We start from the raw sequence: 14,572 nt of genomic DNA on the forward strand, positions 1-14,572 counted from the left end.
CAAATGTTAAAAAAAGGATCCAAATTAAATAGCATTTTAACAGGAACTTGTCCTAGATGTCAGAATGAGAGTATGTATTTGGATAAAAATCCGTTACATTTTTCGAAATTGATTAAAATGCACGAAAGATGCAGCCATTGTGATTTGAAATATGAAATAGAACCCTCTTTCTTTTATGGTGCGATGTATGTTAGTTACGCATTGAATGTAGCACTTAGTATTGCAACCTTTATCGTGTCTTATCTTATTCTTGAAACCAGCATAAAAAATTCTTTTATCGCCATTCTTGTTGCCAATATTCTTTTATTTCCATTCGTTTTGCGATGGTCAAGAAATATTTACATCAATATGTTTGTGTCTTATGACAAGAAATATAAAAAATAGGCTAAGCTTTTTTTTCAAATCTTTTAATGTCAATCGATCTTTGCAACGGTTTTTGATATTCAATATTTTCGAATAAAGCTTTGGCCATTGCAGGACCCAGCATAACTCCGCGTGTCCCCAAACCATTCAAAATATGAACAGAATCGTGGTTGGAAGATGTTCCTACCAGCGGTCTTCTATCTTTGACAGTTGGTCTAACGCCTGCAAAATGGGAAACAATTTCAAAATCACAGTTGATTAGCTCTTTAATTTTTTCGACCAACTCCTTTTTCCCTTCTTCGGTAGGAATGTCTGTTTTGCTCTCCCAATTATAAGTTGCACCTATTTTGAACAAATCATTACCAAGTGGCAAAATAAACACACTTGCATTCACGATGACATCCAAACCAAGTTTTGGTGCTTTTATAACGAGCAATTCTCCTTTAGTTCCGTCGAGTGGCAAATGCTTGAAATAAGGATTGGCGTGCATTCCGAAACCTTCAGCAAAAATGATGTGTTTGGCCTGAATGTCTTTGTATCGAATTCCGTTGTTCTCTTCTTGCAAAAGCGAATAATCGAAAGATTCTTCTATAAATAATTTATTTTTTATTAGATACGATCTGTATAAATTCAACAACAATGCTGTGTCAACATAACCTGTTTGCAAAACTTCCCCATAACCAAATGGAAAATCAATGGAATCATATTTTTTTGAAATCAATTGCGTGGACAAAAAAGGAGCCAGATTCGTTTTATCGGAAGCGGCAAACCAATTATTTTGCTCTTCGACGGAAAAAAACTTTCTTAAAATAGGAGTCTTAAAATCAACTTTATCGTTCAGCTTTTTTTCCAGTCTAGCCAAAAATTCATGCATAATGAGCAAATGTTCTGTGGCTTGTCCTACTTCTGAAAATCTTTTTAGAATGACGGGATTGTATAGACCTCCGGCTATTTTGGATGAATTCTGCGAATTATTGTCGAGAACCAAAATAGATTTATTGTTTTGCAAGGCCAATTCAGAAAATGAAATACCTGCCAGTCCAGAACCTATAATTAAATAATCTATCATTTGAAGTGGAAAGTTTGAAGTTTGAAGATGGAAGTTGAAATATGCCCTAAATTAAAAGAACTCCTACCAAAGGTAAGAGTTCTTTAAAATACATTCTAAATGAAATTTAGTAATTCCACATATCTTCTTCGAAATCGCGAATTTTCTCTTTCACTCTTTCGGCTTCCAGCAATTGATTTTGCGCATTATCTTTCATGTAACTTGCAATTGCCCTATCGCCATAAACATTTTCTTCTTGATAAATTGTGGCATTAAATCGTCTCGAATTTAATATCTGGTCAAAAGAAATAGGCATTGACGAATTCTTGTCATTGAAACATTTTGCTTCATGCAAAACATCTCTTGAAGCTGGGAAAAACACCCAGAACAATTCGATATAATCTTTTTCGTCACTGTTCATTGTGTAAACATCTGGAGTAACTGGACAAATACCAAGTAATCTGTATTTCAATTCACTTTGACGTTTGTCAAAATACCAGTATCCTTTGATTTTATATTGGGTAACATCTTGGGCCGTCAAATCTTGTTTAACAATATATTCGGGAGAAATCTGTTGTCCAGCATTTATTTGCTCTCTACCAGCATCTGTAGTGTCAATTCGAGTCAAAGAAGCTTTAATGTCTTTGTATGATTTTTTAGTATTAAAATAACTATCCGAATATACTTCAGAAATCTCACCATTACGAATGGCTTTTGTCAAAACATCATACAAAGAACGTCTGTCAGAACCAATGTTTGCAGTATCTATCGGAAAGTACAAAGGAAAATTAATTCTTTCGCTCAAATCAATAATTTCCCAAACCGTTTTTCCCATCAAGACATCTCTATCATCAACATAACCATATTCCAATGGTTTGTCGTTGTCAGAAACAAGTTGGGCAGCAGACTTGAGTCCAATTTCTTCGGGTATCTTTGCGTTGAGCAAATTAGTCTGCGCATAAGAAGCTACACTCCCAAGAATGGCAATAATAACTATTGAAAAAAATCTCCTATTCATCATAATATCATTATAAATTATTGAAGTAGCTTTATATCAAACTTACTTTATTTATTGTATTTCATAAATTACCGGTGCAGTTCTTGGCAATAAATAACTACCTGCTCCCACTAATTTTGTTTTAATTTCGGAAATGGTAACTTGATCTCCTCTTCCTACTTTTGAAAGAGCAGATTTACACTGTCCATTCAATTTGTTTCCTGCAACCACCACCGTAGGTTGCCCTGTCACTTTAAAATTAAATCCAACGACATCCAATCCAACTTCAAAATCAAAGTCAACCAATTTGGCTCCAATTGTCGAAATTTCTAAACTTGATTTAGGTCCTTTTACAACACCCATTTCTCCTCTGATGGTACCTGTTGGCCCTGGAATTCCTTTAATTCTAAAAGTCTTTTTATCTGAAACTTTTGAATTATCAGGAAGTGTTCCCGTAACATTGATGACCACTTCAGTACCCGTACCTGGACGCATCGTATAAGAACTTGTATTGCCAACACGTGTTAAACCTGCTGCAGAAGCACTAACCTTATCAGGAGAAATTCCTGCAAATGATATCGTCATTGGATTAACAACTCCACGATACACTACATTCATTTTATCTGCCGATATGGTGGCTGATTTTGGTCGAGCTACAACAACATAGGTGCTTTTTTGAATAGGAAGAGGTACTAATTTTCCGTTTTCTTCAAAATTGAAGGAACCGTTTATTGGGTGTTCCCCAATATTTCCAGCACCAAACGAAAACTTTGCTTGACCAGCTTCAGCGCGTAAACTTGATCCATTTACAATTACTGACTTCGCTTTAAGCGTTGGGTCAAATTTTCCTAAAATAATCTTTCCAGTTACCGCCTCTCCTTGAAAGAAAACAGATTTATCAAGAACAACAATCGGTTGATACGCTGTAAGTGAAGCTGCTGCAACCAAATCAGTTTGAAACATTCCGGTCATTACATCGCTTTCCGTTGTTTTGATATCGGCTTGCAATTGAGATAATTTGGTTATTGTGGCTATAAGAGGAAATCCTTTGTAGTTATAATCAATCCAATCTAATTTAGCACCTGCCTTTTCAGAATAAACTTGCTTGGTTGCAAATCTTTTTTCTATTTTATCCATTTCTATTTCAGCAATATCTCTTCCTCCAATTGCTTTTATCTGAGCTGGATAATTATGAATTTTATCCAAAAATTCTTTCCCTTCCTTGGAAACCCTGTCTCCCGTAAAAAACAGTCTGTCAATCAAATCACCTTTATCCATTTCCTCGTAAGGCAAATTACCTTCGGCATCTCTCTCAAATTTTTGAGTAACTTTGGTTTTGATACTTTCGATGTAATCGTTAAATTCTTTAGACAAAGCTCTAATTTTTTCAACTTTTGCTCTTTTATCACCAAATTGCCCTGGTTGATCTACTGCTTTCTGGGATAACTGTTGAAATGAAGATTCATTTCTACCATCGGTGATTGAATTTGATTCAATAATTTTATTGTTCAAGATTCCAAAGGCCGACAATACTTCTTTGGACATATTTAATGCTAACATTGCGATGAAAACCAGATACATTAGGTTAATCATCTTCTGCCTAGGGGTTAATTTTCCTCCTGCCATATTTTCTAATAATTAGTTTATTGTTTTTATATAAAGTCTGAACTAATTATCCTTTATTACTCATTGCAGAAAGCATTCCTCCATAAACGTTGTTCAATGACGACAAGTTAGAAGTCAATGATTGCATTTGTTCTTTTAATTTAATGTTGTTTTCGGCAACTTCCTCGTTAATTTGCGCATTTCGGGAAGCGCTTTGCAATTGAATTTTATACAAGCTGTTTAAAGATTCCATTTGGGCTGCAGCCAATGTCAACTCTTCGCTATATTTTTTGGTTGAAGCAATTGAATCAACCGTTGGCGAAATTGCTTTGGCAGCGCCTTCAAAATTTTTGATGCTGTTTCCTAAACTTGACATCAATTCTCCGTCAATTTTTGCTTCTTTAAGCATTACGTCTAATTTTTGAGACAAAAGTCCTTGCGCTTCTTTAGGAGTCTCTACTTTGGCTGTTTTTTTACGAGCTTCGCCGTTGGCCAATTCTGGATAAACCAAAGTCCAATCCAATTCATCATCTACAGGTTCAAATGCAGAAAGGGCAAAAATTGCAGCTTCAACTATTAATCCCACAGTTAACATTGCGTTACCTGTAAAAATAGGAGGAAATTCAAGATGCGTTATTTTGAATAAAGCTCCGATAATAACTACTGCTGCCCCCATTCCGTAGGCGAAATTCATTTGTTTTTTGCTAAGTAATGACATATTTTTTTTTTTAGGTTTTATTTTATTTAAATTGGGTTTGTTTATCTTTTTTTCTTGATTTTCTCGGTAGACTGTGTTCCCATGTAATCTTGAACGGTTCTAAATCCGATAAAACTTCTTGCGGAATCAGCATATTCAAAAGTTCTTGTACTTACTTGAAGGAAATAAGCAACATCTTTCCAAGAACCACCACGAACTACTTTACGCTTATTGGAAGTATCCATATTGTTCGGATTCATTGAAGACACATATTCGTAGGCATTTGGATCATAAGCCGAATCGGTCCATTCAGCCACGTTTCCAGCCATATTATAAAGATTATAACCATTTGGCTCATACGATTTTGCTTCTACAGTATATAAAGCTTGATCCGCAGCATAATCTCCTCTATTCGGTTTGAAATTAGCCAAGAAACATCCTCTGTCATTTTTAGTATAAGGACCTCCCCAAGGATAAGTGGCAGATTCCAATCCTCCTCTTGCGGAATATTCCCATTCTGCCTCGCTAGGCAATCTGAAACTATTTACTTGGTCACGACCTTTACTTTTAGATTTAATCCAGCTATTTTTTTTCAACGTTCTCCATGCGCAAAATGCTTTTGCTTGTTGCCAGTTCACACCCACTACTGGATAATCACCATAAGCTTGATGCCAGAAATAATCGTTGTGCATTGGCTCATTATAAGAATAAGAGAAATCTTTGATCCAAGTGGTAGTATCAGGATATACTTTTACTTGTTCTGTTCTAATAAAATCTTTTCTTTTACCCACTTTGGCTCTTGCCGCAGCTTGAATATCCATCCAAGAATATCTGAATTTCAATTTATCAACATCAATGGTTCTTAATCCGTTGTAAGATGCTTCCAAAGGCAAGTACATGGAATCCATAACTTCAGTATAATATTCATCAGGATACAACTTGGTATCCTTGATCAATTTTACTTTATGATTCAATTTTCTACCTGCATAAGGATCATCATCTGTACCAATACTGTAATAGTTATCATACATGTATTTGTCATAGGCGGTCATTTTCTCAGGGTCTTGATCATTAAAAGCAAAATCCCCAATACTACCGGCACTTTTGCCTTTTCCTTTAGCTTTTCCTGCACCATCTCCAGCTTTTATACCAGATTCGTCAGCCAAAATAGCCAATCTAACCCTCATAGTTGAATCTTTAACCCATTCAACAAATTCACGGTATTCTCTATTGGTTATTTCTGTTTCATCCATATAGAACGAACGAACGGTAACCGTTTTTGTGCTTGCGTCTCCAACATTGGCAACATCTTCATCAGATTTCCCCATAATAAAAGAACCTCCAGGAACTAACGTCATTCCATAAGGTTTCTCGGGGTGCCATTTTGCTCCTTTAACACCAACTAATTCTCCTTTGTCGCTTGTTTTACCACAGCCTATTAGTAAGGTTAAAATTGCCGTAAATGCAATGAACTTCTTCATATAAATTAGGGTTATATATTTATTATTATTGATTGCGTAAACCTATTTATTATTATTTTAAAAAACAATTATTTGCCGCACTATTTATTTCGTTAACCAAAACTAAAATTAAATAAGGAAATAAAAAAATATTACATCGATAAAACACAAATAACATCGATAAAAAGATGAAAATATTTTTTTTCGTAAGCATTAATTTATAAAAAATACAATGGCTTTTGTCGTTAATTCATTTATTCTTTTTCAATAAATAGCACAAAGATAATTTATACTATATTTTTACGTTGAGCCTTCCACCATCTTTCAGGTATTTCCTGATTGCAAGCTGCCAAATACTCTTCATGAGAGCAAGGTAATAACGTATTTTTCTTTAACTTATTATTGCTATTTGAAACAAATGGAATTTCTATCCACCACCTATCGGTTTTGTTGCTTTTATAGAATATCAGCTCCTCTTCTTCCAAAGGGACAATGTACTTTATATAATTTTCTCTGCTGCCAAAAGGATACTCATTGGAACGATAATGAAACCCTTCGATAAAATACCAAATAATTTGTGCCACCAAAACGGATTCTTGTTTGGTATTATTGTGATTAAAAATACCCAAAAGCGAAACTTTATCACTAATTCCGGCATATCGAGACAAAGCACAAATTTCTTTTCCATTAAATCCATTGGGAGTAAACGGATTGTTGTTTCCTGAATCAGATGATTTCACGGAAGTCAAATCAATACTCACCACATCGGCATCTCTAAAAACGGGTTCCGAAATGGCTATATTATTCGAAATTGCTCCCAAACGATACCCCTCAAAAAACAATTTATCAATCAAATCGATTTCTTCCTGCGAGTTATAATAGGTCTGAAACCCGACATTACTAAAATTAAAAAGATTATTAGGCTCGTCAATTATAATTTTTGTCAGATAAGAAGAAGCTGAAACATCGGCATCTTCCTTTCCAAAATCAAATTTATTGTCAATAGAAACCAAATTGACCATTTGCTCCAAATCGTCATATCCTCTGTATAGAGCATAAGTCAAATCTTGCGATCCGCCAATGACAACAGGAATGATTTTCTTTTTGATTAAACTGGAAACCACTTTTTTAAGTGCAAAATAAGTATCGGAAGCGGCATTTCCTGCCAAAATATTTCCTAAATCGGCAATCGAAGCATTCCAGTTTCCTGGAAACAATCCGTATAATTCTTTTCGAATATGCGACAAATCTACTTCCCCGGTTTGGTTTACATCACCTCTATTTTCTAAAACGCCAATAATGGCAATTTTAATTTTATTCAAATCAGGAAAGTCTTTTGCAGTATGAAATACTACTTTGCTTCCCAATTGCTGGGAAGAAAACTCCTTGATAGACCGAAGGATTTCATTGTCTAAAGGTTTTAGAAAATCAAATTCCATATTATATTACTTTTTCCTCTCCCCAGCCCTCTCCAAAGGAGAGGGAGACGAGAATAGAATGTGTTAGTATTTATTTCTTTTTAACTGCTGGTTTCTTTGCAGCAGGTTTTTTTGCAGCAGTAGTTTTCTTGGCTGCTACTTTTTTGGCGGGGGTTTTCTTGGCAATCATTTCTTGAACTTCCTCCAATGTCAATTTGGTGGCATCAACATCTTTGCTCAATTCAATTTTGATTTTCCCTTTGGTAATTACCGATCTTCCCCAACGGGCTTTTTCTACCAAAATCCCTTCTTCAGTCCAGTTGTGCAAAACCTTGTCGATATTTTTCTGCAATTTATCTTCAATCAATGCTTCGATATCGGATTGAGACAAATTATCAAAATCATACTTCTTGTTCACATTGATAAAGATACCGTCCCATTTGATAAACGGACCAAAACGCCCAGTTCCTTTTTGAACAGGTTCTCCTTTATATGTAGCGATTGGCGCATCGGCTTTTGCTTTTTCGTCAATCAACTCCTGAGCTCTTGCAATGGTGACATCCAATGGATTTTCGCCTTTTGGCAAGGAAACAAAAACACTTCCGTGACGCACATAAGGTCCAAAACGACCGTTACTTACCTCAACTTCTTCTCCTTTATATGTACCTAAATTTTTCGGCAACAAAAATAAATCCAATACTTCTTCCAAAGTGATGTTGCCAATATTTTGGTCATTCATCAAACTGGCAAATTTCTTGTCTTCGTCATCGGCTGCTCCAATTTGCGCCATTGGTCCAAATTTCCCCAAACGAACCGATACTGGTTTCCCCGTTTTTGGATCTGTTCCTAAAATTCTTTCGCCACTTTCTCTTTCGGCATTGGCTTCCACGTCTTTCACCGTTGGGTGAAATTTATCGTAGAACTCCTGCATCATTTTTGCCCATTCGATATTTCCTTCGGCAATTTCATCAAAATCTTGTTCCACTTTGGCAGTGAAATTATAATCCAAAATATTTCCAAAATTTTTCACCAAGAAATCGGTAACAATGGTTCCAATATCTGTTGGAACCAACTTTCCTTTATCGGAACCCGTGTTTTCTTTCAGCAACTTCTCGCCTAGTTTCCCGGATTGCAATGTCAATTGGGTATAATTACGCTCTTGACCATCCAAATTTCCTTTCTCCACATAATTCCTGTTGATAATCGTAGAAATGGTTGGTGCGTAAGTTGACGGACGACCAATTCCTAATTCTTCCAACTTTTTAACCAAAGAAGCTTCGGTATAACGAGCCGGTGGACGTGAATATCTCTCGGTGGCCGTGATATAATTATTTTGTAATTTTTCGTTGACTTTCATTGCAGGCAACATTCCTTCTTGCTCCTCTTCATCGTCATCGTGACCTTCCAAATATACTTTCAAGAAACCTTCAAAAAGCAAAACTTCGCCAGAGGCAGTAAATAATTCGCCGTGGTTGTTGGCAGCAATTTTTACGTTGGTTCGTTCCAATTCGGCATCGCTCATTTGCGAAGCCAAGGTTCTTTTCCAAATCAAATCATACAAACGCGCTTGATCTCGGTCAATGTTCACGGTATGGCGAGACATATCCGTTGGACGAATCGCTTCGTGGGCTTCTTGGGCGCCTTTACTTTTATTGACAAAAGTTCGTGGTTTGGAGAATTCCTTTCCATACGATTTGATAATTTCGGCTTGAGCCGCTTCCATCGCTTCTTTCGACAAGTTCACGCTGTCGGTTCTCATATAAGTAATGAGTCCCGCTTCGTACAAACGTTGTGCTAATTGCATCGTGATTCCAACAGGCAAATACAATTTTCTCGCCGCTTCTTGTTGCAAAGTCGAAGTGGTAAAAGGCCCAGTTGGTGATTTTTTGGTTGGTTTGGTTTCTAAATCCGAAACCTTATAGGTAGAACCGACATTCTTGTTCAAGAAATCTTCGGCTTCTTTTTTGGTATTGAAATTCTTTGGCAGTTTGGCCTTGAATGTTTTTCCGGCTTCGTTAGTGAATTCGGCCACAACAGAATAAGTGGCAACGGCATTGAAGTTCTGGATTTCTCTTTCTCTTTCCACAATCAAACGAACCGAAACCGATTGTACACGTCCTGCTGAAAGTCCTCCTTTGATTTTTCTCCAAAGCACTGGCGACAATTCATAACCAACTAATCTGTCCAAAACACGACGAGCTTGTTGGGCATTGACCAAATTATAATCAATTTCTCTTGGATTGTCTATCGCTTTTAAAATGGCATTTTTGGTGATTTCGTGAAAAACGATTCGCTTGGTTTTGTCTTTTACCAAATTCAATTCTTCGGCAAGATGCCACGAAATGGCTTCCCCCTCGCGATCCTCATCCGAAGCCAACCAAACCATGTCGGCTTTCTTGGCAAGTCCTTTTAGTTTAGTGACCAAAGCTTTTTTATCGGCAGAAACTTCGTATTTTGGTTTGAAACCATTTTCTACATCTACGCCAATTTCTTTGGAAGGCAAGTCGGCAATATGCCCATAACTTGATTCGACTTGGTAGTCGCTTCCCAGAAATTTTTCGATTGTTTTTGCCTTTGCCGGTGATTCTACTATAACTAAATTCTTTGCCATATCCCTAATGTTTGTGGGAACAAAAGTATATGATTTTTTTAAATTTTGGGTTTTTAAAATTTTAAAAGTGAATTTTAGCGATGATTTATACATTTAGGATGCCCCAAATCGTTAGGGCATTCGCTTTTAAAAAAGAAAAAAGAGTTAGCCACGAATTACACCAATTGTCACTAATTTTTATCAAATTTGAAAATGAATGACACGAATTCTATCTGATTTTTAGAATTCGTGGAATTGAAAACTGGTCTAATTCGTGTTGATTCATGTAATTCGTGGCGGAAAATTTTAAAGGCGAATGCCCTGCCAAATCGCCTTGATTTTGATGAAATAAAAAGCAATAACTTTGGTTTATTTCTTCCTTTTAGAAAAAATTTCATTGCATGCCGACAGAAGCAATTTTCGAAAATAGTGCCTCTCGAATCCAAGAGGAAATCAATAAAACACAAAAATCCATTTATATTGCGGTGGCTTGGTTTACCAACAAAAACTTCTTTGATCAATTACTCCAAAAAAAAAGAGGACACTAAATCCTCTTGCTCTTCTTATAACTCATTTATCGAAAAACCCATAGTTGCGGAATGGCAGCGGTTCCGTTCAACACGAGCTTCATTGTTCGTTCTGTGCAGGCAACTCTAGCTATTGGAGGTAGTTTCTATTTATAAGTTAAGGTTTTGAAAATGAATACTTTTAATTTTCTTTTTTTCCATATATTTGTCCAATATATTTATATATAAAATTTTTTAAACTTATGGCTAAATTAACAAAAACATCCCTTGAAAATCAACCGCAAGAGGATACTATTCGAATTAAAGGAGGCGATTTAACTTTGGAAGCTACTGTCGTTAGTGGTAAAGAGGGAGAACATTTTATATCTATTATACCTTCTTTAATGATTAGTGGATATGGCTCTACAGAACAGGAAGCAATTGATTCTTTAGACGAAAATGTTGAAACTTTTTGTGAAGATTTTATGAAACTTAATGCAGAACAAAAGAAAACTGAATTAGTTAAACTTGGATTTTCACAAGTTCCTTATCATAGCAAGAATTTTTCTAAATTGTTTGTTGATGAGAATGGATTATTACAAGGTTTAGAGAATGTAACCATTAGAAAAAATAAGCAATATAAACTAGCTTGTTAAATTTTTTAAATGGGAAACAATAGACCAGTAAAAACGAAAGATTGGATTTCGTTTCTAAAAGCACATAACTGTAAATATCTTAGAACAAAAGCTTCGCACGATCATTATAAATGTCCAGGTTGTACACGTACAATAACTCATCGTGAAAAAGATAAAGATATTCCATCACTACATTTAAGAACTAATCTTTTCAGTATGGGATTAACTATCGACTATTTGTATAAATGGATTGAAGAAAACTGCTAGTGTTTTTATAATTGCCAGTATAACTTTTTGTCTATTACCTTTGTTTTCCAACAAATTACTGCTAAAATTCCCGCGCTACAAGCTGAAACTACTCCAAAAAAAAAGAGGACACGAAATCCTCTTGCTATTCTCTCTAATATTTTTAAAATGGCATCGTATCTAAGTAAACTTGATTTTCAGTTTCTTTAACCCTTATGCATAGTCTTGAATGCTTATGAACACTATCGTACAAATTATAATGTTTCATATTTTCTTCATCCTCCCAATCTGGCATTTCAATTTTAAAACTCATTGGTTTTATGGAATTAGATTGAGCGGTTAAAAGCATTTTTTTAAAAAACGAATAGAATCTTTTTTTATCTGGAGCGTCAGTAATAACTATTTCAGATTGTAAATAGGGCTTAAAAAGCTTGGCATCAAAACTTAAGCAAGATTCAATGAGTTTATTTAGAATGATTTCTTTGGTGTATCCTTCCATTGGTAGGTCCATATTATTTCGTGAACTAATATATGTGTTTAAAGGGTAGAATTTTGTTTTTTAGGAAAAGGTGGTAAAGTACTTTATCTTTTAGTGAAGTTGATTTGCGCGTTAACATAACATATAACTCCTAAAATCCAAGCTGTAATTCTTGCATTTAGGACAGTAGTTATTTACCTGATTCAATTTCAAATCAAAATTTTGAAAAATGAATTTTCCTTCATTGTCCCCTTTGAGTTGTTAATCTGTATAAAAAATGTAATCTGGATTATCTTTTTCTAACTTGTAATTTACACTTTCCAATTCTTCAGTAGTTTTGTCATACGCTGGTACGGGATTAAAAGTTTGAAAATCGAATCTCCCTCCTCCATATCTAAAACTTGTTTGGTAATTGCAAACTCTACAGTTCGCTTTTAGTATCTCTGCCATAGTATTGATTTTTTTCTGATTTTTTAATTCTATAAAATTTAAATTTTTCTATGTAGAATATTAATGATGTTTTAAAAAAATGATATTTAATCGTATATATTAATCAAAGTAAACACCGTCGCCTAAAAAATCTAAATTAAATGTTTTGCATTTTGGACAGAAGTTTTTACTTTTTTTGTAGCATTTATTTCCCCAATTATGATTTTCAATTTCCAAATCATCAGTAAACATACTTGGTTCATAATATGGAATATATTTTTTATTCTTCGTTACAATTGCAATGCTTTTGGAAAAAAAGTATAGAAATTTCTTTTTAATAATTACAGTTTTTTCGTAATCATATAGATTTATTTGCTCAATTTCGTTAGATTCAGTATTTAATGCTGGTGCGCCACAATTAGTAAGATGAGTTAATCTTCCTCCGCCAATTGCTATTGACTTTGTTTTGTAACCACAGTTGGTGCAAATTGGTAAAATTTTAAAACCCATAAAAAAAATGATTTTTAATTATTAGTACATAGAAAATCAAAGTCTCTTTCTGTATTCTTGACAAATTCAATAAACCCTCTTATTTTTGGAGGTTTGTGGCAGGTAATAACATATTTATTTCGAAAACAAGTATGAAACAAAAAACAAACAACCAAGTAAAAAACAGAAAACTTGAAATTTTAGCCATAGCCAAGTTGATTCTCCTAAAACAAAAGAAAGTTTACGTAATTCATTAAATTCCTTATTTTTCAATTCTAATTTTTCAGCTTTATCCTTTGTTATAAATGGAATTTCTTTAAAAATTATTTGAAATAAAGCATTAATTCTATTACACATATTTGAGCTTTCAAACTCATCATAATCAAGTTTATTTATACTTCTTATCCTTGTTAGAGTAATATGCCGTGTTATTCTAAAGTCATATAATCTAGAAACTAAAACTGATATTCCATAAAAAATGGAAAACAACAAACTTAACAGACAAAGACCAAAAAAAAGTTTTGGCTTTTCAAATTCTGAAGAGATATTTAAATTAAACCAAATAGTATCGCATTTATCAAGGCAAAAGACAATAAATCCTGTAGCAAATCCTAAAATTACATTGTTAGCATTTGATAATTGTGTAACCGCAATATCTCTCCAAGCTGAATGACTTTGTCTTAAATTATCTTTACTCATTTTCTTTCTTTAAATTATTAAATATGTACTCTACTAATTTTGTATTAATTTTATTTTCAAAAAATAATCGTGTTGCACACGTAACTAACCCCTAGCTGTTGACGGCAGTTATGTCATAAAAACTCCTTCGCCCTTGCATTGGAAGCATATCCCGTTCTGAACGTGCTTATAGCATTCTAATACTCTTTTCCCATTACACCTTGGACAAGGTTTCATATATTGATAAATTCTACCAACTTCATCATAATACGGAATTAGTTGATTTATATGAACAATTTGATGACAAACATTACAAAGTGAGACATAATCGTCATCATCTTGATTCCAAATCTCATATTTTTTTCTATAACATTTATGATGAACGTGCAGTGCTTGGGAATTTTTGGCAAATTCTTCTTGGTTTTTTTTCTCAACAAACCAAATGCCTTCCAAATCTATCGCTAGAGTTGATTTATGATTTTCTAAAGCTTTAATTAAAGCTGAATTTGTTCCTGGAGAAATGAAAATATTATGTTTTAAATTATTTACTGTAGCTCCATTGTATGGGTATTTAATGAAGTTTTCAATTGCGAAATTAACTAAAATTATATATTCTGTCGTTAAATTAATTTGATATTCTGAGAGAGATGTTTTGCATATAATTTCTTGTCCTGTATTTTTTACCAAACGGATTATTTTTGTATTTGAATCTTCATTAATATATTCTACACTAAAGTTGGTTTGAAAATTTGTTCCTAGTTTAAATGATTTAGCGTTAAAATTTGAACTTGGACTTATGCCACAACGTTGGCAAGTATGTTTATCTCTAACCAAAATTTGATTTCTTTTAGTTTTCCATCTCTGATCGTTTAGTAATTCGTTATAGCTCATTTTAGTATATTTTTGATTCTGCTTTATAATTGCATCAGATAG

General features: G+C 34.1%; 15 protein-coding genes. 3 read left to right on the forward strand and 12 right to left on the reverse strand.

All coding sequences use genetic code 11. The annotated features are described in order from the left end of the window. The first annotated feature begins 3 nt into the window (after positions 1-3). On the forward strand, positions 4-384 hold the full coding sequence (locus tag OZP13_RS12215; protein WP_269240408.1) for a DUF983 domain-containing protein: 381 nt from the start codon (positions 4-6) through the stop codon (positions 382-384). 1 nt (position 385) lies between these two features. On the opposite strand, the gene OZP13_RS12220 is transcribed toward OZP13_RS12215, so the two are convergent. The 7 genes from OZP13_RS12220 to topA form a co-directional block, all read right to left on the reverse strand. Beyond that, complete coding sequence (locus OZP13_RS12220) at positions 386-1,432, reverse strand: NAD(P)/FAD-dependent oxidoreductase (RefSeq protein WP_281297304.1); 1,047 nt, start codon at positions 1,430-1,432, stop codon at positions 386-388. Between the two features lie 106 nt (positions 1,433-1,538). Next, positions 1,539-2,429 carry a type IX secretion system ring subunit PorN/GldN gene (gene porN / locus OZP13_RS12225; RefSeq protein WP_281299449.1) on the reverse strand — a complete coding sequence of 297 codons (891 nt, stop codon included), beginning with the start codon at positions 2,427-2,429 and terminating at the stop codon, positions 1,539-1,541. Between the two features lie 51 nt (positions 2,430-2,480). After that, entirely contained in the window at positions 2,481-4,034 is a 1,554-nt protein-coding gene (gene porM / locus OZP13_RS12230) for a type IX secretion system motor protein PorM/GldM (protein ID WP_281297305.1), read from the reverse strand. Positions 4,035-4,080: 46 nt separating this feature from the next. Then, positions 4,081-4,731 (reverse strand): type IX secretion system motor protein PorL/GldL, encoded by a 651-nt coding sequence (porL, locus tag OZP13_RS12235; RefSeq protein ID WP_269240410.1) that lies wholly within the window; start codon positions 4,729-4,731, stop codon positions 4,081-4,083. Positions 4,732-4,772: 41 nt separating this feature from the next. Further along, the gene (gene porK, locus OZP13_RS12240) at positions 4,773-6,191 is read right to left on the reverse strand and encodes a T9SS ring complex lipoprotein PorK/GldK (RefSeq protein WP_281297306.1); all 1,419 of its coding nucleotides are present in this window, start codon (positions 6,189-6,191) and stop codon (positions 4,773-4,775) included. 266 nt (positions 6,192-6,457) lie between these two features. Beyond that, positions 6,458-7,609 (reverse strand): formimidoylglutamase, encoded by a 1,152-nt coding sequence (locus OZP13_RS12245; protein ID WP_281297307.1) that lies wholly within the window; start codon positions 7,607-7,609, stop codon positions 6,458-6,460. Positions 7,610-7,679: 70 nt separating this feature from the next. Beyond that, entirely contained in the window at positions 7,680-10,199 is a 2,520-nt protein-coding gene (topA, locus tag OZP13_RS12250; protein ID WP_281297308.1) for a type I DNA topoisomerase, read from the reverse strand. A 380-nt stretch (positions 10,200-10,579) separates the two neighbouring features. On the opposite strand from topA, the gene OZP13_RS12255 reads away from it, so the two are divergent. Both OZP13_RS12255 and OZP13_RS12260 read left to right on the forward strand, forming a co-directional pair. Continuing rightward, positions 10,580-10,726: a phospholipase D-like domain-containing protein gene (locus OZP13_RS12255; RefSeq protein ID WP_281297309.1), complete on the forward strand. Its 147-nt coding sequence runs from the start codon at positions 10,580-10,582 to the stop codon at positions 10,724-10,726. A 221-nt stretch (positions 10,727-10,947) separates the two neighbouring features. Beyond that, the gene (locus OZP13_RS12260; RefSeq protein ID WP_269240411.1) at positions 10,948-11,340 is read left to right on the forward strand and encodes a hypothetical protein; all 393 of its coding nucleotides are present in this window, start codon (positions 10,948-10,950) and stop codon (positions 11,338-11,340) included. Between the two features lie 388 nt (positions 11,341-11,728). Here the strand turns inward: OZP13_RS12260 and OZP13_RS12265 are convergent, their stop codons facing one another. The 5 genes from OZP13_RS12265 to OZP13_RS12285 form a co-directional block, all read right to left on the reverse strand. Continuing rightward, positions 11,729-12,064, reverse strand: a complete 336-nt coding sequence (locus tag OZP13_RS12265) for a hypothetical protein (protein ID WP_281297310.1) — start codon at positions 12,062-12,064, stop codon at positions 11,729-11,731. A 240-nt stretch (positions 12,065-12,304) separates the two neighbouring features. Continuing rightward, positions 12,305-12,493: a hypothetical protein gene (locus tag OZP13_RS12270; RefSeq protein ID WP_269240412.1), complete on the reverse strand. Its 189-nt coding sequence runs from the start codon at positions 12,491-12,493 to the stop codon at positions 12,305-12,307. A gap of 99 nt (positions 12,494-12,592) precedes the next feature. Continuing rightward, complete coding sequence (locus tag OZP13_RS12275) at positions 12,593-12,982, reverse strand: hypothetical protein (protein ID WP_269240413.1); 390 nt, start codon at positions 12,980-12,982, stop codon at positions 12,593-12,595. 114 nt (positions 12,983-13,096) lie between these two features. Then, the gene (locus OZP13_RS12280; RefSeq protein ID WP_281297311.1) at positions 13,097-13,660 is read right to left on the reverse strand and encodes a hypothetical protein; all 564 of its coding nucleotides are present in this window, start codon (positions 13,658-13,660) and stop codon (positions 13,097-13,099) included. Positions 13,661-13,768: 108 nt separating this feature from the next. After that, on the reverse strand, positions 13,769-14,530 hold the full coding sequence (locus tag OZP13_RS12285) for an HNH endonuclease (RefSeq protein WP_281297312.1): 762 nt from the start codon (positions 14,528-14,530) through the stop codon (positions 13,769-13,771). Positions 14,531-14,572: the final 42 nt, after the last annotated feature.

This window comes from Flavobacterium limnophilum (genome assembly GCF_027111315.2).
In the GTDB taxonomy this organism is placed as follows: Bacteria; Bacteroidota; Bacteroidia; order Flavobacteriales; family Flavobacteriaceae; genus Flavobacterium; species Flavobacterium limnophilum.